The sequence below is a fragment of the Sphingomonas parva (ex Maeng et al. 2020) genome (assembly GCF_004564275.1).
Lineage (GTDB): Bacteria > Pseudomonadota > Alphaproteobacteria > Sphingomonadales > Sphingomonadaceae > Allosphingosinicella > Allosphingosinicella parva.
Map to the genome: position 1 here is coordinate 76,336 of NZ_SPDV01000010.1, position 26,211 is coordinate 102,546.

General features: G+C 68.8%; 24 protein-coding genes. 8 read left to right on the forward strand and 16 right to left on the reverse strand.

Features of this window, described 5'->3' with window-relative positions:
* Position 1: 1 nt before the first annotated feature.
* The 4 genes from E2493_RS06965 to E2493_RS06980 are packed head-to-tail and all read right to left on the reverse strand — an operon-like array spanning position 2 to position 4,761.
* Complete coding sequence (locus E2493_RS06965) at positions 2-1,921, reverse strand: sialate O-acetylesterase (RefSeq protein ID WP_135085102.1); 1,920 nt, start codon at positions 1,919-1,921, stop codon at positions 2-4.
* 19 nt (positions 1,922-1,940) lie between these two features.
* Positions 1,941-2,813: an SMP-30/gluconolactonase/LRE family protein gene (locus E2493_RS06970; RefSeq protein WP_191992975.1), complete on the reverse strand. Its 873-nt coding sequence runs from the start codon at positions 2,811-2,813 to the stop codon at positions 1,941-1,943.
* Complete coding sequence (locus tag E2493_RS06975; protein ID WP_135085106.1) at positions 2,813-3,571, reverse strand: SDR family NAD(P)-dependent oxidoreductase; 759 nt, start codon at positions 3,569-3,571, stop codon at positions 2,813-2,815. Before E2493_RS06975 ends, E2493_RS06970 begins: the two co-directional genes overlap by 1 nt.
* 47 nt (positions 3,572-3,618) lie before the next feature.
* Positions 3,619-4,761 (reverse strand): fumarylacetoacetate hydrolase family protein, encoded by a 1,143-nt coding sequence (locus tag E2493_RS06980; protein ID WP_135085222.1) that lies wholly within the window; start codon positions 4,759-4,761, stop codon positions 3,619-3,621.
* A 174-nt stretch (positions 4,762-4,935) separates the two neighbouring features.
* On the opposite strand from E2493_RS06980, the gene E2493_RS06985 reads away from it, so the two are divergent.
* A complete protein-coding gene (locus E2493_RS06985) occupies positions 4,936-7,161 on the forward strand; it encodes a beta-glucosidase family protein (RefSeq protein WP_135085108.1) in 2,226 nt (741 codons plus the stop codon).
* 160 nt (positions 7,162-7,321) lie between these two features.
* Positions 7,322-7,456 carry a hypothetical protein gene (locus E2493_RS22040; RefSeq protein ID WP_263854059.1) on the forward strand — a complete coding sequence of 45 codons (135 nt, stop codon included), beginning with the start codon at positions 7,322-7,324 and terminating at the stop codon, positions 7,454-7,456.
* 9 nt (positions 7,457-7,465) lie between these two features.
* Here the strand turns inward: E2493_RS22040 and E2493_RS06990 are convergent, their stop codons facing one another.
* From E2493_RS06990 to E2493_RS07025, 8 genes are all read right to left on the reverse strand, one after another.
* Entirely contained in the window at positions 7,466-8,311 is an 846-nt protein-coding gene (locus E2493_RS06990) for an RraA family protein (protein WP_318531684.1), read from the reverse strand.
* Positions 8,312-8,325: 14 nt separating this feature from the next.
* Positions 8,326-9,306: a Gfo/Idh/MocA family oxidoreductase gene (locus E2493_RS06995; RefSeq protein WP_225421195.1), complete on the reverse strand. Its 981-nt coding sequence runs from the start codon at positions 9,304-9,306 to the stop codon at positions 8,326-8,328.
* Positions 9,303-10,310: a LacI family DNA-binding transcriptional regulator gene (locus E2493_RS07000; RefSeq protein ID WP_225421196.1), complete on the reverse strand. Its 1,008-nt coding sequence runs from the start codon at positions 10,308-10,310 to the stop codon at positions 9,303-9,305. The genes E2493_RS06995 and E2493_RS07000 overlap by 4 nt, the downstream gene beginning before the upstream one ends.
* A gap of 150 nt (positions 10,311-10,460) precedes the next feature.
* Positions 10,461-13,001 (reverse strand): glycoside hydrolase family 3 protein, encoded by a 2,541-nt coding sequence (locus E2493_RS07005; RefSeq protein WP_135085112.1) that lies wholly within the window; start codon positions 12,999-13,001, stop codon positions 10,461-10,463.
* 143 nt (positions 13,002-13,144) lie between these two features.
* Positions 13,145-13,882: a TlyA family RNA methyltransferase gene (locus E2493_RS07010; protein WP_135085114.1), complete on the reverse strand. Its 738-nt coding sequence runs from the start codon at positions 13,880-13,882 to the stop codon at positions 13,145-13,147.
* Between the two features lie 65 nt (positions 13,883-13,947).
* The gene (dxs, locus tag E2493_RS07015; RefSeq protein ID WP_135085116.1) at positions 13,948-15,873 is read right to left on the reverse strand and encodes a 1-deoxy-D-xylulose-5-phosphate synthase; all 1,926 of its coding nucleotides are present in this window, start codon (positions 15,871-15,873) and stop codon (positions 13,948-13,950) included.
* 96 nt (positions 15,874-15,969) lie between these two features.
* On the reverse strand, positions 15,970-16,446 hold the full coding sequence (locus E2493_RS07020; RefSeq protein WP_135085118.1) for a Fur family transcriptional regulator: 477 nt from the start codon (positions 16,444-16,446) through the stop codon (positions 15,970-15,972).
* A 90-nt stretch (positions 16,447-16,536) separates the two neighbouring features.
* Positions 16,537-16,905, reverse strand: coding sequence for a MerC domain-containing protein (locus tag E2493_RS07025; protein ID WP_191992976.1), 369 nt, complete (start codon positions 16,903-16,905; stop codon positions 16,537-16,539).
* 121 nt (positions 16,906-17,026) lie between these two features.
* Between E2493_RS07025 and E2493_RS07030 the strand changes: the two genes are divergently transcribed.
* From E2493_RS07030 to E2493_RS07055, 6 genes are all read left to right on the forward strand, one after another.
* A complete protein-coding gene (locus tag E2493_RS07030; protein ID WP_135085120.1) occupies positions 17,027-18,076 on the forward strand; it encodes a COX15/CtaA family protein in 1,050 nt (349 codons plus the stop codon).
* On the forward strand, positions 18,073-18,408 hold the full coding sequence (gene cutA, locus E2493_RS07035; RefSeq protein ID WP_225421197.1) for a divalent-cation tolerance protein CutA: 336 nt from the start codon (positions 18,073-18,075) through the stop codon (positions 18,406-18,408). Before E2493_RS07030 ends, cutA begins: the two co-directional genes overlap by 4 nt.
* A gap of 312 nt (positions 18,409-18,720) precedes the next feature.
* Positions 18,721-19,200 carry a 50S ribosomal protein L13 gene (gene rplM, locus E2493_RS07040; protein WP_135085122.1) on the forward strand — a complete coding sequence of 160 codons (480 nt, stop codon included), beginning with the start codon at positions 18,721-18,723 and terminating at the stop codon, positions 19,198-19,200.
* On the forward strand, positions 19,200-19,763 hold the full coding sequence (gene rpsI / locus E2493_RS07045; protein WP_135085124.1) for a 30S ribosomal protein S9: 564 nt from the start codon (positions 19,200-19,202) through the stop codon (positions 19,761-19,763). Before rplM ends, rpsI begins: the two co-directional genes overlap by 1 nt.
* 332 nt (positions 19,764-20,095) lie before the next feature.
* On the forward strand, positions 20,096-21,100 hold the full coding sequence (locus tag E2493_RS07050) for an alpha/beta hydrolase (RefSeq protein WP_135085126.1): 1,005 nt from the start codon (positions 20,096-20,098) through the stop codon (positions 21,098-21,100).
* Between the two features lie 81 nt (positions 21,101-21,181).
* A complete protein-coding gene (locus E2493_RS07055; protein ID WP_135085128.1) occupies positions 21,182-22,003 on the forward strand; it encodes a class I SAM-dependent methyltransferase in 822 nt (273 codons plus the stop codon).
* On the opposite strand, the gene E2493_RS07060 is transcribed toward E2493_RS07055, so the two are convergent.
* From E2493_RS07060 to E2493_RS07075, 4 genes are all read right to left on the reverse strand, one after another.
* Entirely contained in the window at positions 21,993-22,979 is a 987-nt protein-coding gene (locus tag E2493_RS07060; protein WP_135085232.1) for an aldo/keto reductase, read from the reverse strand. The two genes, E2493_RS07055 and E2493_RS07060, sit on opposite strands and share 11 nt — an antisense overlap.
* Before the next feature lie 61 nt (positions 22,980-23,040).
* On the reverse strand, positions 23,041-24,597 hold the full coding sequence (locus E2493_RS07065; RefSeq protein ID WP_225421198.1) for a DHA2 family efflux MFS transporter permease subunit: 1,557 nt from the start codon (positions 24,595-24,597) through the stop codon (positions 23,041-23,043).
* A 1-nt stretch (position 24,598) separates the two neighbouring features.
* Entirely contained in the window at positions 24,599-25,735 is a 1,137-nt protein-coding gene (locus E2493_RS07070) for an HlyD family secretion protein (RefSeq protein ID WP_135085132.1), read from the reverse strand.
* Complete coding sequence (locus E2493_RS07075) at positions 25,732-26,175, reverse strand: MarR family winged helix-turn-helix transcriptional regulator (protein ID WP_135085134.1); 444 nt, start codon at positions 26,173-26,175, stop codon at positions 25,732-25,734. Before E2493_RS07075 ends, E2493_RS07070 begins: the two co-directional genes overlap by 4 nt.
* Positions 26,176-26,211 lie beyond the last annotated feature (36 nt).

Consider the following 26,211-nt stretch of genomic DNA (forward strand, 5'->3'; position numbering starts at 1 on the left):
CTCAGCGGATCGGCAGCTCGAACGGCCCCGGCGGCAGCAGCGCCTCGTCGTAGAGATTGGTGACCGGCGCTTCGCTCCAGGCGTAGCGGACGCGGGTCGCGGGCCGTCCGTCGTCGGCGAGGCGGACGACGTTCCCGTCCGGAATCGCGTCTGCGTAGCGGCAGCTCTGCTGGTCTTCGCCGCAAAGCTCGAATGCGAGCGCCCGGGTTCCGCTCCACGGCACGAGCTTGCCGGTCACCCCGGTGAAGCGAACGAGGATGGCGCCTGCGCTGCGCTCGGCGGTCGCCGCGGCGGGCCCGACCGGTTCGTCATGACCGTAAGCGGCATGGCGGGCGGCGCGCGCCAGGCGGCGGCCGACCTCCTGCTTGTTGGCCGGGTGGATGTCGGTCCGCTCACCAAGGTCCATCGCAACCACCAGCGCCGCGTCGGGATCGCGTCGCGCGCCGATCCGCTGCTGCTCGCGCAGCTCCGCCCAGCCGCTCGGGCGCGGCCCGGTCTGCGGCGCGCCGTAATTGGCGAGGCTGACGATCAGGAACGGCAGCTTCGGCGCCTCGAACTGCTTGCGCCAGCTCGCCATCAGCGCGCCGAGCTTGGCGGCGTAGGGACGATTGTTGCCGACATCGGACTCGCCCTGGTACCAGGCCGCACCCTTGAGGCCATAGGGGCCGAGCGGCGCGATCATCGCGTTGTAGATCAACGATGCGCCGGCATTGCTGTCCCACGGCGGCCGCGGCGGATCGGTCACGCCCGCCGGTGCGACGGAATATTCCCAGCCGTCCCCGAGGCTCTTCGTTTCGCCGCCGGCAATCGCGAGGCTGAGCACGCTTGCGGGGCCCTGGAACCCGCCGTAGCCCCAGCTGTCGGCGATCGCGACGAGGATCTCGTTCTCCCCCGCGCGGAGCAGCCGAGCGGGCAGCTTGTACTGGCGCTTCAGATCCCAGCCGAAGCTGTTGCCGACCGGAACGCCGTTGACGAATGTCTCGTCGGCATCGTCGATGACGCCCAGCGAGAGGGTCGCGCCCCAGGCGGCTTCCGCGGCGGTGAGCGTCACCTTGCGCCGCGCCCAGACCAGGCCGTTATAGTCCTTGAACGCCGGATCGCCCCAGCCCTCCCAGTAAGCGGCCGTCGGCATCGGCTTCCAGGCCAACGCCCTGCTGTCACGCCACGGCTCGGTGCCGGTCCGTTCCTTCCACCAGCTCTCCCAGCGCGTGCCGAACCGAAGGTTCGCCGCGAGCGGATCCCGCTGGTAGAGCGCCAGCAGGCCGGCATTCTCCTTTTCGAAAGGCTCGGCCGACGTGAGGTCGATCCAGGGCGAGATCTGGGTGCCGCCCCAACTCGAATGAATCAGGCCCAGCGGCACCTTTTCGGAGGCGCGAAGGTCGCGGGCCATGAAATAGCAGGCGGCGGAGAAGCCGGGGACGCTCTCCGGCGTCAGCAGCGACCAGGCGATCGCATCCGCGAACTTCGATTGGGGCGAGAGGCTGGTCCTTCTCTGCACCGTCAGCAGCCGCACCTCGGGATCGTTCGCGGCGGCGATGTCCGTATCGGCGTTGAGCGCGCGGCGGACGGGATATTCCATGTTCGACTGACCGGAGCAGAGCCAGACGTCGCCGACCAGCAGATCGCTTGCGCGCGCCGCGGCGGCGTCTTTGCCGGACGCTACCAGCGTATAGGGTCCTCCGGCCTGCATCGACGGCAGGTCGACGCGCCACCGTCCATCCTTGCCGGTGGTGGCGGTGCGGCTAACAGCCGCGAGCGTCACGGTGACCTTCTCGCCCGGATCGGCCGTTCCCCAGACGGCGATCGGCTTTCCGCGCTGGAGCACGGCATGATCGGAGAAGAGCGGATCGAGCACCGGCGCCGCGCCCGCGGCGGCAGGAACGAGAGCGGCGGCGAGGAACAGGCTCAAGCGTCGAGTCATGGCGGCCCCGGTCTAAGGATCAGAGAGAGATGAGCGCTCCCGGCGTCCCCGGGACGTCGACGCGAACGGCGAACAGATTGCCGGCCTCCGGCTGGTCGGCGAGGTCCTGCGGCTTCAATCCCTGCTGCGCGCTCGTCGCATAGAGCGTTCGCAGGTCCTCGCCGCCGAACGCGACCTTGGTGATGTTCGAGGTCGGGAAGCGGATCCGGTCGATCAGCTCGCCCGCGGGGGAGTAGCGCCGCGCTTCCCAGCCGAAGTACAGCCCGATCCAGACGCAGCCCTCCGCATCGACCGTCGGCCCGTCGGGGAATCCGTCCTTGCCGTCGATCCGGACGAACGGCCGCGAAGCGCCAAGGCTGCCGTCTTCGGCAATGTCGCAGGCGTGGATGAGCCCGGCGAGGGTGTCGACATGATAGAGGATGCGGCCGTCCGGAGACACGGCCGGCCCGTTGGTGATCGTGACCGCGGGAAGGCCCGCGTCACCCACCCGCCCGTCGTTCAGGCGGTAGAAGCGGCCCGTCGGCGCTTCCTCCGAATTGTCCATCGTGCCGAACCACAGGCGCCCAAACGGATCGACGACCCCATCATTGATCCGGTTGCCGGGCAGATCGCCTTCAACCGAGGCGAGGAGCGAGAAAGCGCCCGATTGCTCGGAGAAATGGTGAAGGCCGCTTTGCAGGCCGGCGACGAAGCCGCCGCGGCTGGCGGGAAGCAGGAAGCCGATCTGCTCCGGGCTGTCCCAGCTCCGCTTGGCGCCGCTCGCCGGGTCGAACCGGTGGATCTTCTGCCGCTTGATGTCGACGAACCAGAGGGCCCGATCCCGCTCGACCCAGACCGGCCCCTCGCCGAGCTCGGCGCCGACGCCCCAGACGCTCTCCGGCGCGGCCGACATCAGCGCCAGCCCGCGTCGACGAAATATTCGTGGCCGGTGATCAGCCGGGCGTCATCGGAAGCGAGGAACAGGACCAAAGCGGCCACGTCCTCCGGCACCAGCCGGCCCTTCAGGCACTGGGCGTCGACGATCTCCTGCTCGCCCTCGGGCGTATACCATTTGAGCTGCCGCGGCGTGCGCACGTTGCCGGGGACCACGCAGGTGACACGAATGCCGTCTTCGCCGAGCTCGCGGGCGAGCGAGCGGGTGAGGCCCTCGATCGCCGCCTTGGCCGTCTGATAGAGGGTGAGCTCCGGGAGGCCGAGGTGCCAGGAAATGGACCCGAGATTGACGATCGCGCCCGCCTTTCTCTCGCGCATTCCCGGTATCACCGACTGCGCGCAGAAGAACAGGTGTTTGAGGTTCACGTTGAGACGGTTGTCCCAATATTCCTCGGTCACCTCGTCGATCGTATGGCGATCGTCGTTGGCGGCGTTGTTGACGAGGACGTCGAACGCGCCGCCTTCCGAGATCAGCCGCGCGATCGTGGCCTGGGCGCCCTTGACGTCCATCAGATCGACGCGCTCGAAGCGCGCGCCGAGCGTTTCGGCCAGCGCGCGGCTATCCTCCTCCGCGACATCGAAAAAGGTCACGTCCGCGCCCTGGCGAGCGAAACCTTCGACGATGCCCGCGCCGATGCCGGAGCCGCCGCCGGTGATCAGGACCCTCTTGCCTTTCAGGCTCGGATAGATTGCGCGCCCGCCGCTCGCTTCCGCCACGTTACTCCCCCATTTCTATCGATGTGCTTGAATCTGGTCCGGTCGCGTCATGCGCCGCCGCCGCCGCGTCCTGCAAGCAGTCCCCGCGCCGCGAGGTTCTGCATCAGCGCGCGGACTCCGAACGTCCAGGGCGGCGCCGCCTTCGACGTGGTCACGCGGTTGATCAGGGCGCCGATCCGCGGCGTCGATATGCGAACGATGTCGCCTTCCTTGTGGGTGAAGCCGCGGCCGGGCTCGTCCCGGTCCTGAACCGGGGCGAACAGCGTTCCGAGGAACAGGGTGAAGCCGTCCGGATAATGATGCTCGCTCTGCGCCTGGCGGACCAGCTCGGTCGGATCGCGGCTGATCTCGCGCATCGAGCTTTCGCCTTCCAGCCGGAAATTGTCCCGCCCCTCGACGACCAGCTCGACCACGGCCGAGCGCACGTCGTCCATCGTGAATGCGTCATCGAACAGGCGGATGAACGGACCGATCGAGCACGAGGCGTTATTGTCCTTCGCCTTGCTGAGCAGCAATGCGCTGCGACCCTCGAAGTCGCGCAGGTTGACGTCGTTTCCAAGCGTCGCGCCGAGCACGCGCCCGCGGCTGTCCGCGACGAGCACCACCTCGGGTTCCGGATTGTTCCAGGTCGAATCGGAACGCACGCCAATGTCCCCGCCCCAGCCGACGGTGGAGAGGACGGGGGACTTGGTGAAAATCTCCGCGTCCGGGCCGATCGCCACTTCGAGATATTGGGACCACATCCCATCCTCGATCAGCGCGGCCTTCAGCCGCATGGCGTCTTCGGAGCCGGGCACGACCGACCGGATGCCGCCGCCGATGCGCGCCTCGAGCCCGGAGCGGATCTCGGCCGCCTTGTCCGAATCGCCGCGCGCCCGCTCCTCGATCACCCGCTCCACCGCCGACACCGCGAAGGTGACACCCGCCGCCTTCACCACCTGAAGATCGACCGGCGACAGCAGGAACGAGCCCGGCGCCGATGCGAGCACCCGGTCGACCAGAGCCGAAACGGAGAACAGCCGCTGCCCCTCCGCTTCCGCGGGGTTGGGCAGCTCGAGCAGGTCCGCGACGGTCGGCGCGACGGCCGAGACGTCGAGCACCTCTCCGCCCCGGATCAGCACCGGAGTCGGCCCCTCCTCGAGCAACAGGCGGCCCGCCAGCACGGCTCGGTCGAGGTCGGAGGGCAGCATCGCTGCCGAGAATGTCTGTTGCACGCCTCTCGCCCGTTTTGGTTCTTGTTGGTAGCGCTACCAATCGGCCCCGAGAGGCCCTAGAGTCAAGCCGCTCACGAGTCCGCATCGGTGCATTGCGACGCATCGGCGCCCGTGCGCCGTACAGAAAAGAACGAACGGGAGAGACGATCCATGTCCAAGCGCTTCACCGCCCTCGCGCTCGCCGCGTCGATGCTCGCGCTCACCACGGGCGGCCCGGCCGCAACCGCCGTGCCGGCCGCCCGGCCTTGGATGAACACCGCCCTCACGCCCGACCAGCGCACGGCCCTGGTGGTCGCGAAGATGACGCGCGAGGAGAAGCTGCGACTGGTGAAGGGATTTTTCGGCACCGACTTTGCCCCGAAGAACTTCAAGGCGCCGAAGGAAGCGCGCTACGGCTCGGCCGGCTACATTCCCGGCATTCCGCGGCTCGGCATTCCGGCGCAGTGGCAGACCGATGCCGGAATCGGCGTGGCGACGCAGGGCGGTGCTCCGACCAAGCGCGAGCGCACCGCCCTCCCCTCCGGCCTCGCCACCACCGCCACCTGGAACCCGGACCTCGCCTTCCAGGGCGGCGCGATGATCGGCCGCGAGGCGCGCCTTTCCGGCTTCAACGTCATGCTCGCCGGCGGCGTGAACCTGATCCGCGATCCGCGGAACGGCCGCAACTTCGAATATGGCGGCGAGGACCCCCTGCTGGCCGGCACGATGGTCGGCGCCCAGATCGCCGGTATCCAGTCCAACAAGATCATCTCGACGGTGAAGCACTATGCGCTGAACGATCTCGAGACCGGCCGCGACTATCATGACGCCCGGATCGATCCGGCTGCCGCCCGGATGTCGGACCTGCTCGCCTTCCAGTTCGCCATCGAACGCTCGGACCCGGGTTCGGTGATGTGCGCCTACAATCGCGTCAACGGCATCTATGCCTGCGAGAATCCGTGGCTGCTGACCGACGTGCTCCGCAAGGACTGGGGCTGGAAGGGCTATGTGATGTCCGATTGGGGCGCGACGCACAGCAGCGCGCAGGCCGCCAACACCGGACTCGATCAGCAATCGGGCTATCCGTTCGACAAGGAAGACTATTTCGGAGCGATGCTGCGCGAGGCGGTCCGCAAGGGCGACGTGTCCGAACGCAGGCTCGACGAGATGGCGAGCCGCATCCTGCGTTCGATGTTCGCGCACGGCCTGGTCGACAATCCGGTCGCGATCGCGCCGATCGACTATGCCGCGCACGCCGCCGTGACCAGAGCGGATGCGGAGCAGGGCATCGTCCTGCTCAAGAACCGCGACAAGGTCCTTCCGCTGAGCACCGGCGCAAAGCGGATCGTCATCATCGGCGGCCATGCCGACCGCGGCGTGCTTTCGGGCGGCGGCTCGTCCCAGACCTATCCGGTGGGCGGCAATGCCGTTCCGGGGCTGGAGCCGACCAGCTGGCCGGGGCCGGTCGTCTATTATCCCAATGCGCCTCTCCGGGCGATCCAGGCGCTCGCGCCCGGGGCGCAGGTGACGTTCGTGGACGGCAGCGATCCCGCCGCCGCCGCGAGGGCTGCGGCCGATGCCGACGTTGCGCTCGTCTTCGTCACCCAGTGGACCAGCGAATCGATCGACACCTCGCTGACCCTCCCCAACAATCAGGACGCGCTGGTCGAGGCGGTCGCGGGCGCCAACCCGAAGACCGTCGCGGTGCTGGAGACGGGCGGTCCAGTGCTGATGCCATGGGCGGACCGCGTCGCCGGCATCGTCGAAGCCTGGTATCCCGGGACCGCCGGCGGCGAGGCAATCGCCAACGTCCTCTTCGGCAAGGTCAATCCCTCCGGCAAGCTGCCGGTGACGTTCCCGCGGGACGAGAGCCAGCTGCCGCGGTCGGTGCGGCCCGGCACCGGCCTTGCCAATGGCGAGATGTTCGCGATCGACCATCCGGAAGGTGCGGCCGTCGGGTACAAATGGTTCGACGCGAAGGGCCACGAGCCGCTGTTCCCGTTCGGTCACGGCCTCTCCTACACCGATTTCGATTATGGCGGCCTGCGCGCCGACGCGTCGTCCGGCGATCTCTCGATCAGCTTCCGGGTGAAGAACGACGGCTCCGCCCGGGGCATGGACGTTCCGCAGGTCTACGTCGCTCCGGCCGCAGGCGGATGGGAAGCACCGAAGCGGTTGGCCGGCTTCAAGAAGATCGATCTGGCGCCCGGCACCGAGACCGTCGTAACCCTGACGGTCGATCCGCGGCTTCTCGCCACCTGGAACGAGGGTGCGAAGGAGTGGCGGATTGCGGAGGGCGAGTACAAGGTCATGCTCGGCCGATCGTCCCGCGACATTCGCGAGACGGAGTCGGTCCGGATCCCCGCGAAGACCCTGCCGGTGAGCTGGCGCCCCTAGGGCGCTTCGCTCGTAGGGCCGCAGTGCACCGCTCTGCGCGCCGGGTCATTCTGGTGGTACAAAGGAGGGATGCCGACTCCGGACATCCCCCGCCGCCCCCTCCGCCGCGAGCTCGGCGGCCGTCCGTTCGCGCCGGGCTTCGCCTACCTCCCGTGGATCGATGCGCTGGGGGAGCGCAGACCGGCGCGGCGCGAAGAAGCGGGATCGGGACGACGGCGGCGTGCCGGTGGAGCCGAACCGGCCCAGCACCCTCTCGGGCGGGGCGGCAGCCCCGCTCGAGTTCGAGGACGAATGACGCCGCGCGCTATTTGACCGAGGCGTCTTCCTTCAGCCCTGCGCGCTTGTAGAGGTCGCGGCGGGCGGCCTTGTCGCCTTCGATGATCTTGTGCGCGAACTCGGCGACGCGCAGCGCGACATCGCGCGGCACGACGATCACGCCGTCTCCATCGGCAACGATGACGTCGCCGGGATTGACCAGCACGCCGCCGACGACGACCGGCCGGTTGACCGACTCGATCTCGTTGCGACCGGGACGGATGCCGCGGCCGGGCTTGCGCAGGTAGAGCGGGATGCCCTCGGTGATGATCTCGTCGGTGTCGCGGCTGGTGGCGTCGGTGACGATCCCGACCGCGCCTGCTAGCTTCCAGCCGAGGATGTTCGCCGATCCGATCGAACCGACGTCGGCGTCAGGCGCCTCGTCGATCACCAGCGCCGAGCCCGGCCGCAGCAGCGCCTGAAAAGGCTCGGACGAGAGCTCATTGTACCATTTGCCCTCCCAGGCGCGAAAATCCTCGTAGCTGCGCCCGCCGCCGGCGTGCGGCCGCTGGGTCGGCACGTAGCGGGCGGTGACGGCGATGCCGATGAAGCGATGGGAGAAGTCCTTGCTGTCCTTCCAGAGGGCGTGAATCTCCGGATCCATCAGGCCGACGTTGGGGAGACCGACAAAGTCCATGCCGTCGCTGACATCGGCGACGCGAAGACCCTCGAAGGCCTCGAGAACGCGGCGATCATCCTCGGCGGAGAAGGTCCGCGTCGGAATGAACGACTTGCCGGCGCGAAGCGCCTCTGCCTGAGCGGGGGTCTGCGCGACGGCGTCTCCCGTTGCCACTATCGACAGCGCGAGCAGCGCCGTGTTCATCCACAGCTTCATCCTTCCTCCCTTGGTCAAAGCGTCAGGCGTTTTCCTTCCCGGGCGCTTTCCCGGGCAAGCTCGAGAACCAGGAGCCCATTGCGCGCGCTGCGCGGATCGACGGGCGGAGGACCGCCGCGGAGCAGGGCTTCGGCGACCTCTTCGTAGAAGGTCCGGTAGCAGCCGGGGACGGTCGCGATCCGCTCCGCCGGGCCGTCCGCCGGCGTGAACAGCGCATAATCGGCCTCGTCCTCGATGCCGAAGCCGGGGTCGAGCACGTCCCCCCCGTCGCGCAGCCGCGCTTCCTGCGGATCGAGCCCATGCTTCACCAAGGCTCCCTCGGTTCCGTAGAGGGCGAACCGCGGCCGCGGCGCCGTGACCAGAGTTGAGGCGGAGAGGCGCGCGCGCATTCGGCCGTAGTGCAGGATGAGATCGAAATAATCGTCGACCTCCGCCTGCTGCCGCTGCCGCACGAGATCGGCGCTCAGCGCCTCGGGGCGGCCGAACAGGACCAGCGCCTGATCCACCAGGTGTGCGCCGAGATCGACGAACAGGCCGCCGCCCTCCGACGGGCGCTCCCGCCAGCCCGGCTTGATCGCCGGCCGAAAGCGGTCCCAATGAGCTTCGAACAGCAGGATCTCGCCGAGCCTGCCGCTCTCGATCATCGCGCGGACCGTGAGGAAATCTCCGTCCCAGCGGCGGTTCTGGAACACGGTCAGCATCCGTTGCCGCGCTGCGGCGAGGGCCAGCAGGACATCGGCCTCCGCGGTGGTGACGGTGAACGGCTTGTCGACGACCACGTGCTTGCCGGCCGAAAGCGCGGCTTCCGCAAGCGCGAAATGGGCGTGGTTCGGCGCTGCTACGACGAGCAGGTCGATGTCACCGCGCGCGATCAGGTCGGCGGCGTCGGCCGATCCCGCCTCCGCAACGAGCTCCATCTCGGCGACGGCGCGGATCAGAGGCGCATGGAAGACCTTGCCGGCAGCGCCGCGGCCGATGAGACCCACCCGGATCACGGTGCCTCCCCGGTCGAATTGCGGAGGACGAGCTGATGGTCGAGCCGCGTCACCGCGGGCACCTGGCGTCCGCGGACCAGATCGATCAGCAGGCCGGCGGCGGCGAAGGCCATGTCGTAGGTTGGCTGCCGGATCGTGGTCAGCGCCGGCCAGACGATGCTCGCGATCTGGCTGTCGTCAAAACCGGCGACCGAGAGCTGTCGCGGCACGTCGAGACCAAGCTCGCGCGCCGCCTGAATGACGCCGGCCGCCATGTCGTCGTTGGACGCGAAGATCGCCGTCGGGCGGTCGACGCGGGTGAGCAGCCGACGCCCGGCCTTGAGGCCGGAGGCAACGTCGTTGTGGCCCTGCTCGACGGGCTGATCCTCGTCGAGCCCGGCCAAGGCCAGCGCGGCTTCGAAGCCGCTGCGGCGAAGCCGGCTGGAGGGATGGTCGGGATGGCCTTCGACGAAGCCGATGCGCTTGTGGCCGAGGGCAAGGAGATGCTCGGTCATCTCGCGTGCCGCCTCCTCATCGTCCATCACCACGGCGGGACTGCGGGTTCCGACCACGTCCGGCGCGAGGCGGACGAACGGCACGCGCCTCTCCTCCAGGGCGGCGATCAGCTCCGCGTCGGAAGAGAGCGGCGGGGTGACGACCAGGCCGTCGACATGGGTCTGGTCGACCATGGCGAGCACGTCCTCCACCGTCTCGTCGCCGCGGTCGTTGCACGACTGGATGAACAGGCGAAGATGAGCATCTCGGCAGCGCGCCATTGCGCCGCTCTGGACGTCGAAGACGTAGTTCGCGCTCGGATTGGCGTAGACCAGGCCGAGAAGGTTCGAGCGGCGGCCGGCAAGGCTCCGCGCCGGCAGGCTCGGACGGTAGCTGAGGGCGGAGATCGCCTCGCGAACCCGGCCGCGCGTTTCGCTGCGCACCCCCGGCTCGTCGTTCAGGACGCGCGACACCGTCTTGATCGATACGCCGGCCCGGGCCGCGACATCGTCGATCGTCGTCCGTGCCATCAGGCGCCATTCCCCGCCGGCAGCGGAGGCACTGCCTTCGGCGGGGCGCCCTTTCGGTCGATCGATCGCGTCCGCACCGTCATGCCTCCCGGATTACCTGTATCCCAAGCACGGCGCCGGCGAAACGGCAGCTGCGCCCGCCTTTCCGGCTCACTCCTGCCCGCAGCGATCCTGCGGAACGGCCGCGCTGGCGATACGCACGTCCGAGATCGACAGCTCGAGCGTGCCCGCCGTCGCGATCGAGAACGGCGTCGCAACCCGGCTCATATCGACTCCGGCGCGGGCGAAGCAGCGCAGCGGCACGGCCAGCGTGGCCCATTGCCCGGCCGGCGCAGTGCGCAGGATGCCGCCGATCGGCAGCGTCGCACTCTCCATCCCGACAGTCACCGGCGCGGTCGGAGCGCGATCGACCAGATAGTCGACCACCAGGCTGAGCTCTCCATTGGCCTCGCGAGAGATGTCGAGCGGCTGGGCGGCAAGGATCTGCGCGGCGGACCAGCCGCTGCCGTTCCACGTCAGACGGCGCGCATCCTCCTGCGCGCGGCGATCGACGCCGGCCACGCGCAGCCGCCCGGTGCCGGTCGCGCCGGCGTTGCCGGTGACCGGCGAGGCGGGCCCGCCTTGTTCCCGCAGGGCGAGCGACCAGCCGGGCGGCAGCGCGCCGCGGCCGAACAGCACGCCGTCCGCCCCGGCGCTGGCGCCCGCCGGGCGCTCCTCCGAGAGGCGCGGCAGATTGCCCGCGGCCGCATAGGTCAGGCCGTAGCCGTAAGCGAAGAGCGGATCGTAATCGGCGTCGCCCCGGTTGAGCGGCGTCTGGTCGACTCGCTTCGGCCAGGAATAAGAGAGCTTGCCCTTGAAATCGTAGCGCGGCTTGCCGGCCGCATCCGCGAATAGGACGTCGGCGACTCCTCCGCCCTCCGATCCGGGCAGGAAGGCGGCGACGAAGGCATCGGAGGCATTTATCTCCGGATTGACCCACATCGGCCGCCCCGAGAGGAAGACGGCGACGACGGGAATGCCGGCCTTCTGCAGCCGCCGCAGCAGCTCGAGGTCCTTCTTGTCGGCCGGACTGTATTCCAGCGTCTGCCGATCGCCGACGAATTCGGCATAGGGCTCCTCGCCGAACACCACGATCGCGGCGTCGGGCTTCGCCGTGTAGCTGCCGTCGACGCTGAGCGTCGCCGTGCCGCCGGCTGCCTTCACAGTCTCGGCGATGCCGCCGTAGATCGACTGGCCGTTCGGGAAGTCCTTGTTGCTGATGCCCGTCCCCTGCCAGGTGATCGTCCAGCCGCCCGACTGCTTAGCGATGCTGTCCGCGCCGTCCCCGGCAACGAGGATGGTCTTGCGCGGCGAGAGCGGCAGCAGAGCGTTCTGGTTCTTGAGCAGGACGAGCGATTCACGCACCGCCTGGCGAGCGATGGCGCGATGCTCCGGCGCGCCGAGACGGTTGAATTCACCGGCCATCGGCCGCGCCGACGGCTTGGGCTTCTCGAACATTCCGGCGCGCACCTTCACGCGCAGGATGCGGCGAACCGCCTCGTCGAGCCGCGCCAGCGGGATCTCGCCCGATCGCGCCTGCGCGAGAGTGGATTCGTAAAGGCCTTTCCAGCTGTCGGGGGCCATGAACATGTCGAGGCCCGCGTTCATCGCCGCCGAACACGAGGTGTTGGAGCAGCCCGGCACCTGGCCGTGGGCGTTCCAGTCACCAACGACGAAGCCGTCGAAGTTCATGTCCTCCTTCAGCGCAACGGTGAGAAGATCGCGGTCGCCCGTGGTCTTCTCGCCGCGCACCGACGAGAAGGATGCCATGATCGCCTGCACGCCCGCCTCGATCGCGGGCGGATAGCCGGCGCCGTGAATGTCGCGCAGTTGCTCGGGCGTGGAAGGATTGTCGCCCTGGTCCTTGCCGTTGAGCGTGCCGCCGTCACCGACAAAGTGCTTGGCGGACGAGATCACCTTCCCCGCGCCGAGGAAGCCGGGCGTGCCGGGACGGCCCTGAAGACCCTCGACCATGCGCCCCGCATAGGATGCGACGATCTCCGGATCCTCGGAGAAGCCCTCGTAGCTGCGGCCCCAACGGTCGTCGCGAACGACGGCGAGCGTCGGCGAGAAGTCCCAGTCGATGCCGGTGATCGCCATCTCGCGAGCGGTGACCTCGCCGATCTTGCCGATCAGATCGGGGTTGCGCATCGCGCCGAGGCCGATGTTGTGCGGGAAGATGGTCGCGCCGACCACGTTGGTGTGGCCATGGACGGCGTCGGAGCCCCAGATCATCGGGATCTTCTCGCCGGCCCAGTCGGCGTTCATCGACGCCTCCCAGAAGGCATCGGCGAGGGCGAGCCATTCCCGCGCCGGCGCAGTCTCGGTCCCGCCCGGGGCCGAATTCCCGCCGTTCAGGATCGAGCCGAACTTGTAGCGGCGCATGTCTTCGGGCGTGACCGAGGCGATGTCGGGCTGGATCGTCTGGGCGACCTTCTCCTCCAGTGACATGCGGGCGAGGATCGCCTCCACCCGCGCTTCCTGCGCCGCATCGCGGCGAACCCGGCTCTGAACGTCCGGCCAGCGCACCTGGCCGTCGGAGACCTGCCCTGCGGCCGGCGTGGCGGCGGCCTCGCTCCCCGTTCCGGCGACGGTGCTTGCGCAGGCGGCAGTGCCGAGAAGCAGCGCGGCGGTGATGGCGCGGGCGAACATGCGGCCAGTGTCGGAAGAAATCATCGCTTTCCCTCAGTCATCCCCGTGGCCGGCGCGCCGCAGCTTCTGTCGAGCCCTTGGTGCCGGTTCACGGACGTCCATATCTGACAGCGCTGTCAGGGCGCAAGCAAAGAGGGAAAGGGTCAGTTCGCCCGGGTCGCACCGAGCAGGAACTCGACATTGCCCTCCGGGCCGGTGATCGGACTCGTCTCGATCCCCTCCAGCCGCCAGCCGCGCGACACGATCCATGCGGCGGCCGCATCGCAGACGCGGCTGTGCACGGCCGGATCGCGGACGACGCCGCCCTTGCCAATCTCGTGCCGCTCCGCCTCGAATTGCGGCTTCACCAGCGCGACCAGCCGCGCGCCCGGCTTCGCCAGATCGATCGCGGCATCGAGCACCTTGGCGAGGGAGATGAAGCTCGCGTCGCAGACCACGATGTCGATCGGCTCAGGGACGATCTCGGCGGTCAGGTAGCGGGCGTTGGTCTGCTCATGGACGACGACGCGCGGGTCCTGGCGGAGCTTCCAGGCCAGCTGGTTGGTGCCGACGTCGATCGCGAACACCTTGGCTGCTCCGCGCTGGAGGAGAACGTCGGTGAAGCCGCCGGTCGACGAGCCTACGTCCAGCGCGACCGCCCCGCCGACGTCCCAGCCGAAATGATCGAGGGCATGGGCAAGCTTGATCCCGCCACGCGACACCCATGGGTGCTCGCGCCCGCGCACCTCGAGCGCAGCGTCGGACGCGAGAGGCTGTCCCGCCTTGTCGATCTTCCTTTCACCCGAAAAGACCAGGCCGGCGAGGATCAGCGCCTGCGCCTTGGCGCGGGATTCGACGAGCCCGCGATCGACGAGCATCTGGTCTGCACGCATCTTCGCCATGGACCGCCCCTAGCGCAGGCGCCGCGGCCCGGACAATGAGGCTGGTCTGCGGGCGATCGCCCGGATCAGGCGCGCGCGCCTTCCGAAACGCCGGCGCTGTTGTGGCGCAGCGCCTTCAGCACGGTGTCGACGATTCCCGCCGCGTCGAGCCCCGCTTCCTCATATTGCTTCTCGGGCTTGTCGTGGTCCTGATAGATGTCCGGCAGGCGCATCGTCCTGAGCTTCAGACCGGCGTCGATGAGCCCCTGATCGCTGGCCATGGTGAGGACGTGCGCACCGAAGCCGCCGACCGCAGCTTCCTCGACCGTCACCGCGACCTCATGGCTTGCCAGCAGGCGGCGGATCAGCGCCTCGTCCAGCGGCTTGGCGAAACGCAGGTCGGCGACGGTCGCGGAGAGGCCGCGCGCGTCCAGGATGTCGGCGGCCTTGAGCGCCTCCTCCAGCCGGGTTCCGAGCGACAGGATCGCCACCTTCTTGCCTTCGCGGACGACCCGCCCCTTGCCGATCTCGAGCCGCTCGGGAGAGGCCGGCAGAGCGATGCCCGTGCCGTTGCCGCGCGGATAGCGGAGCGCGATCGGCCCGCTGTCGTGCAGCGCCATCGTATGGACCATGTGGACCAGCTCGGCTTCGTCGGCCGCCGCCATCACCACCATGTTGGGCAGGGTGCAAAGATAGGCGAGATCGAAGCTGCCCGCATGGGTGGCGCCGTCGGCGCCGACCAGCCCGGCGCGGTCCATGGCGAAGCGCACCGGCAGGTTCTGCAGGGCGACGTCGTGGACGACCTGATCATAGGCGCGCTGAAGGAAGGTCGAATAGATGGCGACGAACGGCCGGAGACCCTGCGCGGCGAGGCCGGCTGCGAAGGTGACGGCATGCTGCTCGGCAATGCCGACGTCGAAGGTGCGATCGGGAAAGCGCGCCTCGAACTTGTCGAGGCCGGTGCCTGACGGCATCGCTGCGGTGATCGCGACCACCGCCTGGTCCCGTTCCGCCTCGGCGATCAGCGCCTTGGCGAAGACGCCGGTATAGCTTGGCGGCCCGGCCGGCGCCTTGGCCTGCTCGCCGGAGACCACATCGAACTTCTGGACGCCATGATATTTGTCCGCCGCCGCTTCGGCCGGGCCGTAGCCCTTGCCCTTCTTGGTGACGACGTGGACCAGCATCGGCCCCTCGCCCGCGTCGCGGACGTTCTCGAGGATCGGGATCAAGGCATCGAGATCGTGACCGTCCACCGGGCCGACGTAATAGAAGCCGAGCTCCTCGAACAGCGTCCCGCCCGTCACCCAGCCGCGGGTATATTCGTCAGCCTTGCGCGCCGCGCGGTGGAGCGGATCGGGCAGCCGCCGCGCGACCCGCCGCGCGAAGTCACGCAGGCCGAGGAACGGGCTGGAGGAGACCAATCGCGCGAGATAGGCGGAAAGGCCGCCAACCGGCGGCGCGATCGACATGTCGTTGTCGTTGAGGATCACGATCAGGCGGTTGCCCGCGGCCTGGGCGTTGTTCATCGCCTCATAGGCCATGCCGGCCGACATCGCGCCGTCGCCGATCACCGCGATCGCCCGACCCGGCGTGCCGGCGAGCTTGTTCGCCACCGCGAAGCCGAGCGCGGCGGAGATCGAGGTGGAGCTGTGCGCCGCGCCGAACGGATCGTATTCGCTCTCGCTGCGCTTGGTGAAGCCGCTGAGACCGCCGCCCTGGCGCAGGGTCCGGATCCGGTCGCGCCGGCCGGTCAGGATCTTGTGCGGATAGGCCTGGTGGCCGACGTCCCAGATCAGCCGATCGTCGGGCGTGTTGAAGACATAGTGGAGCGCGACGGTGAGCTCGACCACGCCGAGCCCGGCGCCGAGATGGCCGCCGGTCACCGAGACGGCCGAAATCGTCTCCGCGCGCAACTCGTCGGCGAGCTGGCGGAGCTGGTCGCTGCGCAGCCGGCGAAGCTCTCGCGGCGTCGGCACTGTGTCGAGAAGCGGCGTGTTCGGGCGCTCGGTCATGTTACGCAATAATCCCTTTGCGCCCCGCTACTCCAAAGCCTGCGCAGTGTCGAATGAGCAAATAGTGCAGGGTCCGTGCAGGCCGGGGCCTCCGCCTCAGCCTTCCTTGCAGTCGTGGCAGGTGCCGCGCACCTCGATCACCGGCCGATCCGGCGCGAAGCCGGCGGCCTTCGCGACCGCGCGTACGCCGCCGGACAAGGTGTCGTCGTCGAGATGAGTGGTCTGGCCGCAGGTGTCGCAGATCAGGAAGATGCAATCGTGCAGGCAGTCCGGATGGTCGTTGGCGACATAGGCGTTGGCGCTCTCCACGCGGCGCGCGAGGTTCGAGCCGACGAACAGATCGAGGATCCGATAGACGCTGTTGGCCGCGACGCGACGCCCCTGCGCCTGGCTCACCTTGTCGGCGATATCGTAGGCCGAGGCGGGGCGATCGAAGCTGGCGAGCGCCTCGAAGACGGCCTGGCGCATCGCCGTCCATTGCTCGCCCGATCGCTCCATCGTCGCCTGCGCGGCGCTGGTCAGCGACTCGCCGTGATGCTCATGGTGGTCGTGATGGTGCTCATGGTCGGCCATGGCCCCTAGGTAGGACTTCGCGCGCGTAGGGGCAACTGTCGGGGCCGAGCGGAGCGCGGGAGACTGGAATATCGAACCGTCCGAAACGGTTCAGATCACCGCGCGGCGGTTGAGATCATGGCCCATCGCGAGGAGCAGCACGCCGATCACCGAATAGACCGTGCTGCCGCCCCCGTGCGGGATCATCAGGGAACCCGCCATCACGCCGAGACCGAGGCCTCCCACCGCCGATGGCATCATGAAACCGTGCTCCACGATACCCCGGCCGAGCGCGAGCACGCCCAGCCCGATGGCGAGCATCAGGCCGATCTCGTGGATGATCGGATCGAGCAGCAGGCCACCCGCCGCGGAGAGCATGGCGAGGAAGATCGCGCTCGCGAGACAGTGAACGAGGCACAGGCCGGAGAGCGCGATCGCCATCCGGTCCATCGTTCCATTACGCGCCACATTGGCGAACATCGGTCCTACGCCCCTCCTTTCACGCAGCCTTGTATAGGCCCGTAACGGAGAAGTTACAACATAACATGTAACAAAAAGTTGCATTGGATTTGATCCGTTCAGCGGCCATATGGGGCGCATCATGGCCACCGCAGCCGCTTCCCCGCCCCGCCAGCCGCGCCGCTCCCGTCCAGGTCCGATTTCCACCTGGCTGCTCTGCGTCGCCGCCCTCGTGTTCCTGATGGTCGTCGTCGGCGGGATCACCCGCCTGACCGAGTCCGGCCTGTCGATCGTGCGGTGGGAGCCGGTCTCGGGCGCGATCCCGCCGATCGGCGAGCAGGCCTGGCAGGACGAGTTCGATCTCTACCGCCAGAGCCCGCAATACCAGAAGGTCAACGCCGGCATGACGCTGGCCGAGTTCAAGAACATCTATTTCTGGGAATATGTGCACCGGCTGCTCGGGCGCGTGATCGGGCTCGCCTTCGCGCTTCCCCTGCTCTGGTTCGCCGCGCGGCGGGCGATCCCGGCGGGCTACGGGCGAAAGCTCGTCGCCTTGCTGGCGCTGGGCGGCCTGCAGGGGGCGATCGGATGGTGGATGGTGGCGTCCGGACTGGTCGATCGCCCGGAGGTCAGCCACATCCGCCTAGCGGTTCACCTGCTCACCGCGCTGCTGATCTTCGCCTCCCTGCTCTGGGTTGCGCTGGATCTGCGACAGCTCGCCAATGACGCCGAAGGGCGGCCGGCGCGCATGCCGACGCTCGCGATCTGGGCCCTGTCGATCCTGGCCCTGCAATTGCTGTTCGGGGCCTATGTCGCCGGCCTCGAGGCCGGCTACGCTTACTCCAGCTGGCCCAGGATGGGCGATGAATGGTTCCCCGCCGCGACGCCGATGCTCGAGCCGTTCGTGCGCAACTTCGCGGACAATCCGATCGTCGTGCAGTTCGTCCATCGCTGGCTCGCCTGGGGCGTGGCGCTCGCGGCCGCCCTGCTCGCCGGAACGGCCTGGCGGCGCGGGTTCAAGGTCGAGGCAGTCGCTCTCGTTACCGCGGTGACCGCTCAGATCGTGCTGGGTATCCTCACCCTGCTGTCCGGCGTGCGCATCAACATCGCGGCAGGCCACCAGGCGATGGCGGTGGTCCTGCTCGGCGCAATGGTCGCCACCGCGCATCGGCTGGGCGAGCGGCGCGCGTGACCGAGACGCATCAGACCATCGCGACGGTCTACGCCACCTTCGCCTCGCACGAAGAGGCTGAGCGAGTCGCCCGCGCGCTCGTCGAGGAGCGGCTCGCCGCCTGCGCCAACATTTTCGGCACCTGCCGCTCGATCTATCGATGGGAAGGCAGGATCGCGGACGGCGAGGAGACTGCAGCCCTGTTCAAGACGGCGGCCGACAGGGCGGACGCGCTGATCGCCCGTCTCGCCGAGCTCCACAGCTACGATCTTCCCGCCGCCGTGGCCTGGCCGATCGCCGCCTCCACGCCAGGCTTCGCCAAATGGGTCCTCGACGAGACGGCCCAGGGCTGATCTTCGCGCCGATGCTTTTCCGGGAGCGCCGCGCCGGCCCGAAGGTACGGTCGTCGGCGATTTCGGCATCGACATCGAACATGGCGTCCACGCCCGTGGCCGGATCGGGAGAGCACCTTCCCTGATCGAGCGTGATTTGATCGAGGTATTATTTTACCTCCCGTCAAACCCGCGCTTTTTCTTGACTTAATCGGCCTCTCCTGCCATTTGGCCGCTCGTCAGCGCCGCCCGTGGCAGAAGCCGTGGGGCGGCGCGGTTCATTTCAGATGAGGGGCGCCTTCCCGGCGTCCGCTGGTTACGGAGTTGGGGCCCATGAAGGCGCTGATGAAGACCACCAAGGCCGCCAAGGCCTCCGAGGTGGAGAAGAAATGGCATCTGATTGATGCTGACGGGCTCGTCGTCGGGCGCGTCGCCACGATCATCGCCAACCTGCTGCGCGGCAAGCACAAGCCGCTGTTCACCCCGCACGCCGACATCGGCGATCATGTCGTGGTGATCAACGCCGACAAGGTTCGGTTCACCGGCAAGAAGCTGGCCGACAAGGTCTATTACCGCCACACCGGCTATGCCGGCGGCATCAAGGGTGTCACGGCCGGCAAGGTCCTCGAAGGCCGCTTCCCGGAGCGCGTCCTCGAGAAGGCCGTCGAGCGCATGATCCCGCGCGGGCCGCTCGGTCGCGAGCAGATGCGCCACCTCCACCTCTATGCCGGCACCGAGCATCCGCACGCCGGCCAGAACCCCGAAACCCTCGACGTCGCGGGCATGAACCGCAAGAACAAGGTGGGTGCCTGATGTCCGACAATCGTCAATCGCTTTCCGACCTCGCCAACCTGACCGGTGCGGCTGCCGCGCCTGCGGCTGCCGAGGCTCCCGCCGCTGCGAACGAGGCGCCTGCCGAAGACACGCAGGGCGTGTCGACCCAGGGCCCGCAGATCCAGGCCGTGCTGCGCGAGCAGCAGATCGACAAGCAGGGCCGCGCCTACGCGACCGGCCGCCGCAAGGACGCTGTCGCCCGCGTGTGGCTGAAGCCTGGCACCGGCAAGATCACGGTCAATGGCCGCGACCAGACCGTCTATTTCGCGCGTCCGACGCTGCGCCTGATCATCAACCAGGTGTTCGACATCACCGAGCGCCGCGATCAGTATGACGTCGTCGCCACCGTCAAGGGCGGCGGCCTCTCCGGCCAGGCCGGTGCGGTTCGCCACGGTATCTCGACCGCGCTCACCCGCTACGAGCCGGTGCTGCGCAGCGCCGTCAAGCGCGCCGGCTTCCTGACCCGCGATCCGCGCGTCGTCGAGCGCAAGAAGTACGGCCGCGCCAAGGCCCGCCGCAGCTTCCAGTTCTCGAAGCGCTAAGGCGAACGTCACGAAGCTTCGCGCTTCGTGCCGGGCAAAACGAGAGGGCCGTCCTTCGGGGCGGCCCTTTTGCTTTGGGCGCAGCCCAAAGCATCCCGGCGAAGGCCGGGATCCCGGGTAGAACAGGGCACGCGAGGCAGAAGCGTCTTTGCAGACCCTCCGTGAGATCCTGATCAGGGTCCGCGCGCCCCGCCGCGGCTGCGGCGTGCCGGAAGCAGGCCGCACCTGATGGACCGAACCGTATGACGTATGTCGCCTGGTCAGGGCTTCATCCCCCTAGCCTCTTCGCCGCTCCGCTGGCACATCGTCCCGAAAGAACAGGGAGGATGGGCATGAAGATCGGCCGGAGAAGTCTGCTGGGCGGGGCGCTGGGCGCGGGGGTGTTGGCGGCGACATCGGCCTCGGCACAGGGCTGGGGCGATCCGCCGACTCCGGCGGCGAGCGATCCCGACGCGCCTTTGTGGCCGGCGAAGGAGCGGATCCAGCTTTGGCCGGGCCGGCCGCCGGGGGCACCGTCCAAGCCGATCGCCGCCAACAACACGATGAACGGCCCCAAGGGCGGGCGCGAATTGTGGCTGCGCGGTGTCGCGACGCCGGAGGTCCACGTCTTCCGGCCGGCGCGGCCCGACGGCTCCGCCCTGCTCTCGCTTCCCGGCGGCGGATACCAGTTCCTCTCGGTCCAGAACGAAGGTCTCGACGTCGCCCAGCATTTCAATGCCGGCGGCACCACCGTCTTCGTTCTTGCCTATCGCCTCGCCGGCGAGGGATGGGCGCAGCGCGATCTGGTGGCGCTGCAGGACGCCCAGCGGGCGATGCGCCTGATCCGGGCCAATGCCCGCGAGCTGCGGATCGATCCGGCGCGGCTCGGAATCGTCGGTTTTTCGGCCGGCGGCCATCTCGCCGCCGATCTTTCGGTCGCGCACGGCGACCGGATCTACGAGCCGGTCGACGCGGCGGATCGCGAGAGCGCCCGACCTGCCTATGCCGGGCTCGTTTATCCGGTGACCAGCCTCCGCGATCGCGCCCCGAACAGCCGCTCCGGCGAGTTCCTGCTCGGCCCGGCCCCGTCGCGCCAAAGGGTGGACGCGCGCTCGCCGCTGCTCCGCGTCGGCAAGGACACGCCGCCGTCCTTCCTCGTTCACGCCAGCGACGATCCGGTCGTGCCGCTGGAGAATACGCTCGACTGGCTTGCCGCCTGCCGCGCGAACGGGGTGAAATGCGACGCCCATATCTTCGGCGAGGGCGGCCACGGCTTCGGTCTCCATCTTCCGCGTGACCTGCCGGGCTCGCGCTGGCCGGAGCTGTTCGGCCTCTGGCTGCGGAAGCACGGCGGCTGATCCTGCTTTGACCGCAAGCGCCGGGGTGGCGCGCCGCCGCTTTTGCTGCTGAAGCGGCCGCTCGACAGCGAAAGAGGAACGATGGCGGACCGCGACTACGTGCTCGGCACCGAAGACGAAGAGATCGAACGGCTGGGGCTGCAGCATCGCGTCTGGCGCGCCCGGATGCTCGACGGCTGGCGCCGCGCCGGCATCGGACCGGCAAAGACCGTGCTCGACGTCGGCGCTGGCCCTGGCTGGGCGAGCATGGACCTGGCGGAGCTGGTCGGTCCTGCCGGGCAGGTGATCGCGCTCGAGCGCTCGCGGCGCTTCCTGGACAGCCTCGCCGAGCGGGCGGCGGCCCGCCGCCTGACGAATTTGGTGACGCTGGAGCAGGACGTCACCGAGCCGTTCGGCGAGGAAATCGCCGACGCGGCCTGGTGCCGGTGGCTGCTCTGCTTCGTGCCGGAACCGCGGCGTGCCCTCGCCAACATTGCCCGCGCGCTGAAGCCGGGCGGGACGGCGATCTTCCACGAATATGCCGATTACGGCGGTTGGCAGATGATGCCGCCGAGCGAGGAGCTCGACCGCTTCCGTGATCTGGTGATGAAGAGTTGGCGCGATGCCGGCGGCGAGCCCGACATCGCCCTCCATCTCCCCCTCTGGGCTCAGGCGGAGGGGCTCGAGGTGGTGGAGATCCGGCCGCTGGTCGAGATCGTCGGACGTGACGATTTCACCTGGCAATGGCCGGCCTCGTTCATGCGCGTGAACTCCTCCCGGCTTCGCGACCTTGGTTATGCCACGGCGGACGAAGCCGAGCTGATGGCGACGGCGCTGGACCGTGCGCCGGAGGGCGCCCGGCTGATCACGCCGCTGGTCGCGGAGGTGGTCGTCCGCAAGCCAGGTGACCGCCCTAGCGGTTGATCGTCTGCATGCCCTGGGCGTGATAGCGGTCGCCGGCGGCGGCACCGGGAGGAAGGATGCGGTCGATGCGGGCGCGCTCCTCCTCCGTCAGGCGAATGTCGAGGGCGCCGATATTCTCGTCGAGCCGGGCGCGGCGGCGGGTGCCGGGGATCGGAACGATGTCCCCTCCCTGCCCCAGCACCCAGGCGAGTGCGAGCTGGGCGGCCGTGCACCCCTTCCCGCGGGCCATCGCCTCGATCTCGCCGACGAGGTCGAGGTTCTTCTGGAAGTTGTCGCCGGTGAAGCGCGGGTGGCGACGCCGGGTATCGTCGGGCTCGAAATCCTCGGGACTGCGGAACTGGCCGGTCAGGAAGCCGCGGCCCAGCGGGCTGTACGCGACATAGCCGATGCCGAGCTCCCGCACGGTCGGGAGGAGCGCCTCCTCCGGATCACGGCTCCACAGCGAATATTCGGTCTGCAGCGCCGCGATCGGGTGCACGGCGTGGGCGCGGCGTACGGTCTCCGGCGCGGCCTCGCTGAGCCCGAGGAAGCGCACCTTGCCCTCGCGAACCAGCTCGGCCATCGCGCCGACCGTATCCTCGATCGGCACGTCCGGATCGACCCTGTGCTGGTAATAGAGATCGATCGTCTCGATGCCGAGCCGCCGCAGGCTCGCCTCGCAGGCGGAGCGGACGTAGTCAGGGCGGCCGCAGACGCCGCCGAAGCTGCCGTCCTCTCCCCGAACGTTGCCGAACTTGGTGGCGAGCACCACCCGATCGCGCCGATCGGCGATGGCGCGGCCGACCAGCTCCTCATTGCGGCCGACGCCGTACATGTCGGCCGTGTCGAGGAAATCGACGCCGCGCTCGATCGCGTGATGGATCGTCGCGATCGATTCCCCTTCGTCGCCGCTGCCGTAGAATTCGGACATGCCCATGCAGCCGAGGCCGAGGGCAGACACCTCGAGGCCGCTCGCGCCGAGGCGCCGCCGTTCGATCATCTGGAATCTCCTTCCCGCACTCGCCCGCCCAACGGACGGAATGCGCCACGGTTGCGCATCAGTCGGCGATCACCGGCGGACCGGCGGCGGCGCCCCCTTTCGGCCGCCGGAGCAGCAGGACGAGCGGCAGCGCGGCAAGCGTCACCAGCATCATCGCATGGAAATCGTCGAGATAGGCGATCATCAGCGCCTGACGGTTGATCTCGGCGTCGAGCATCGCCGCCACGCTGTCGCCGAGGCCGCCGAGCATCTGCAGCAGCGCGGGATCGGCCGTCAGCGTATAGGGCGTCACATGCGCCGCAAGATCGGCATGGCTGACCTGGAGGTTGCGCGCGAGCAGGAAGGTGACCGCCGAGATGCCGATCGATCCGCCGATGTTGCGCGCCAGGTTGAACAATGCCGCGGCGGTGGTGCGGTATTGGGCCGGCAGCGAGGAGAAGGCGAGCGACTGGAGCGGAACGAAGATCAGGCCCAGTCCCAACCCCTGGACGAAACCGCTGACGATCACCGGGCGCGAGTCCATCTGAAGCGAGAAGCCTGACATCTGCCAGAGCGACAGCGCCATCAGCCCGATGCCGCCGAAGATCAGCAGCCGGGGATCGATCTTCCCGGTGAGCCGGCCGGCCGCCATCATCGAGATCAACGTCCCGATCCCGCGCGGCGCGGTGAGGAAGCCGGAATCGAGCACCGAATAGCCGAGCAGGCGCTGGAGCAGGGGCGGCAGCAGGGCAAGGCCGGCTAACAGCAGCACGCCGGTGACGGCCATGAACAGCAGCGACACGGCGAAGGTGCGGTCGGTGAACATCTTCGGCTCGAAGATCGGCTCGCGTGCCGTCACCAGATGGACGACGAACATCCATGCGCCGGCAATGGCGAGGCCGAGCTCGATGCGCACCTCCCAGCTTGCGAACCAGTCGAGCTGCTCGCCGCGGTCGAGCATCATCTGCAGGCTGCCCAATGCGAGCGCGAGCAGGGCGAAGCCGAACAGGTCGAACCGCCGCCGGTTGACCGGGAACGCCGGCATGTAGCGCAGCAGGATCAAGGTGCAGAGCACGCCGACCGGGAGGTTGACCAGGAACACCCAGCGCCAGCTGAAATTGTCGGTCAGCCATCCGCCGAGCACGGGCCCGAGGATCGGCCCGATCATCACGCCCATGCCGAACATCGCCATTGCCCGGGCGTGCTTCTCGGGCGGGTTGATGTCGAACAGCACGGCCTGGGCGATCGGCACCAGGAAGGCGCCGGAGACACCCTGCAGCGCCCGGAAGGCGACCATCTCGGGAAGGTTCTGCGCCATCGCGCAGAGCACCGAGGCGGCGGTGAAGGTCACCACCGACCAGATGAACAGGCGGCGGCGCCCGACCCGGTCCGCAAGCCAGCCGGTGATCGGAATCGCGATGGCCGAGGCGACGATGTAGGAGGTCAGCACCCAGTTGATCGTCTCCTGGGTGGCGGACATGCTCGCCATCATGTGCGGCAGCGCGACGTTGGCGATCGTCGTGTCGAGCACCTGCAGCAGCACCGCCATCATCAGCGCAACGCTGACGATGGCGTGCTCGACGCGGTCGAGGGCCAGCCGCTCCGGCGGCGGCGCGGCGGCGGCAACGCTCGCCACGTCAGCGCCTGGCGGCGGCCCGGGGCTGCGGGATCGTGGCCGACGCATGCGCCGAGCCGGCGGACCGGGCCGGCGGCGGCGTCTCCTGGGTGTCGACGCTCACCTCCGCCGAGAGGCCGGCGAGCAGCGGCCGCCCGGCGTCCTCATCGAGCACGATGCGGACCGGCACGCGCTGGGTGACCTTCACCCAATTGCCCGACGCGTTCTGCGCTGGCAGCACCGAGAATTCGGAGCCCGTGCCGCGGCCGATGCTTGCAACGTGGCCGTGCAGCTTGCGGCTCGGATAGGCGTCGAGCTTCACCTCGGCGGGCTGGCCCGGCGCCATCTTGGCGAGATCGGTCTCCTTGTAGTTCGCCTCGACCCAGACGTCGCCGCTGCGCACGACGGTCACCACCGACATACCCTGGATGACGGCGTTGCCGACCTGGAGGCGATCGGTCTGGGTGACGTACCCGTCGGCGGGCGCCCGGATCTCTGTCCGCTTGAGATCGAGCAGCGCCTTGTCGCGCGCGGCGCGCGCGGCGAGCAAAGCGGGCTGGTTGGTGTCGGGCCCGCTGCGCAGCTGCGCCTGCGTCACCTCGGCCTCGGATCGGGCGTTGGCGAGCCGCTCGCGCGCTTCCTGCACCTCGTGCAGAGCCTCGTCGTAGCGCGCCCGGGTGGTGAAGCCGCGCTCCAGCAGCTCCGCCTGGCGATCGAATGCGCGCTGGGCGTAGGTGAGATTCGCCTCGGCGCCCTTGATATCGGCGCCGCTGCCGGCGACCTCTGCCTGAGTGCGATTGACCTGCACCTGCGCTGCGGCGATCTGCGCCTCCGCCTGGGCGAGCGCGATCCGATAGTTGCTCGGATCGATCCTGAAGAGCAGATCGCCCTTCTTGACCTGCTGGTTTTCGCGCACCGCGACCTCGGCGATCGTGCCCGAGATCTCGGCCGCCACGGCCACCTTGTCCTGCTGGACATAGGCATTGTCGGTCGAGACGAAGCGGCCCGACGTCAGCCACAAATAGGCTCCGACCGCGGCCAGCAGCAGCGGCACGGACAGCATCAGCAGCAGCCTGCCCTTCGTCCTGCGCGGTGCGATGGCTGCGGCTTCCGCCGGCGCGGCGGCGACGTCGTTGGCGGCGATGGCGCCCTGCTTCATGACTGCTTCCCTGTTCCGGCTGCCCCGCAGCCGAGATTCGCCCGCACGCGGCGGAGAGATTCCAGGACGATCCGCTGCTCGTCCGCGCCGACACCGTTCAACGCATCGGCGAGGAAATCGTCCGCAAGAACGTGCAACTGGTCGAGCAGAGGGCCCGCCTTGGCGGTGAGATGGATCCGCCAGGCGCGGCGATCGTCCCCGTCCGGGCGGCGCTCGACCAGCCCGGCTTCGGAGAGGCGGTCGACCATCCTGGACAGAGTGATCGGCTCGACGTCGATCGCTTCCGCCAGCGCTATCTGTCGCTGGCCGTCCTCACGCGACAGCCGGGCGAGCACCCGCCACTGGGCCCGAGTCGCGCCCAATGCGCAGGCACGCCGATCGAAGGCGCGCCGCAGCGCGTGCGCCGTGTCGGCGACCTCGATCGCGAAATTGTCGTCCATGGAACAGATATAGTAGCAGTGCTTATCATAAGCAAG

What these genes read in the sequence shown, in the direction of transcription:
- E2493_RS06965 (WP_135085102.1), bottom strand. Translation starts at nt 1,921, where the DNA reads ATGACTCGACGCTTGAGCCTGTTCCTCGCCGCCGCTCTCGTTCCTGCC.
- E2493_RS06970 (WP_191992975.1), bottom strand. Translation starts at nt 2,813, where the DNA reads ATGTCGGCCGCGCCGGAGAGCGTCTGGGGCGTCGGCGCCGAGCTCGGC.
- E2493_RS06980 (WP_135085222.1), bottom strand. Translation starts at nt 4,761, where the DNA reads ATGCTGCCCTCCGACCTCGACCGAGCCGTGCTGGCGGGCCGCCTGTTG.
- E2493_RS06985 (WP_135085108.1), top strand. Translation starts at nt 4,936, where the DNA reads ATGTCCAAGCGCTTCACCGCCCTCGCGCTCGCCGCGTCGATGCTCGCG.
- E2493_RS22040 (WP_263854059.1), top strand. Translation starts at nt 7,322, where the DNA reads ATGCGCTGGGGGAGCGCAGACCGGCGCGGCGCGAAGAAGCGGGATCGG.
- E2493_RS06990 (WP_318531684.1), bottom strand. Translation starts at nt 8,311, where the DNA reads ATGAAGCTGTGGATGAACACGGCGCTGCTCGCGCTGTCGATAGTGGCA.
- E2493_RS07000 (WP_225421196.1), bottom strand. Translation starts at nt 10,310, where the DNA reads ATGGCACGGACGACGATCGACGATGTCGCGGCCCGGGCCGGCGTATCG.
- E2493_RS07005 (WP_135085112.1), bottom strand. Translation starts at nt 13,001, where the DNA reads ATGTTCGCCCGCGCCATCACCGCCGCGCTGCTTCTCGGCACTGCCGCC.
- E2493_RS07010 (WP_135085114.1), bottom strand. Translation starts at nt 13,882, where the DNA reads ATGGCGAAGATGCGTGCAGACCAGATGCTCGTCGATCGCGGGCTCGTC.
- dxs (WP_135085116.1), bottom strand. Translation starts at nt 15,873, where the DNA reads ATGACCGAGCGCCCGAACACGCCGCTTCTCGACACAGTGCCGACGCCG.
- E2493_RS07020 (WP_135085118.1), bottom strand. Translation starts at nt 16,446, where the DNA reads ATGGCCGACCATGAGCACCATCACGACCACCATGAGCATCACGGCGAG.
- E2493_RS07025 (WP_191992976.1), bottom strand. Translation starts at nt 16,905, where the DNA reads ATGTTCGCCAATGTGGCGCGTAATGGAACGATGGACCGGATGGCGATC.
- E2493_RS07030 (WP_135085120.1), top strand. Translation starts at nt 17,027, where the DNA reads ATGGCCACCGCAGCCGCTTCCCCGCCCCGCCAGCCGCGCCGCTCCCGT.
- rplM (WP_135085122.1), top strand. Translation starts at nt 18,721, where the DNA reads ATGAAGGCGCTGATGAAGACCACCAAGGCCGCCAAGGCCTCCGAGGTG.
- rpsI (WP_135085124.1), top strand. Translation starts at nt 19,200, where the DNA reads ATGTCCGACAATCGTCAATCGCTTTCCGACCTCGCCAACCTGACCGGT.
- E2493_RS07050 (WP_135085126.1), top strand. Translation starts at nt 20,096, where the DNA reads ATGAAGATCGGCCGGAGAAGTCTGCTGGGCGGGGCGCTGGGCGCGGGG.
- E2493_RS07055 (WP_135085128.1), top strand. Translation starts at nt 21,182, where the DNA reads ATGGCGGACCGCGACTACGTGCTCGGCACCGAAGACGAAGAGATCGAA.
- E2493_RS07070 (WP_135085132.1), bottom strand. Translation starts at nt 25,735, where the DNA reads ATGAAGCAGGGCGCCATCGCCGCCAACGACGTCGCCGCCGCGCCGGCG.
- E2493_RS07075 (WP_135085134.1), bottom strand. Translation starts at nt 26,175, where the DNA reads ATGGACGACAATTTCGCGATCGAGGTCGCCGACACGGCGCACGCGCTG.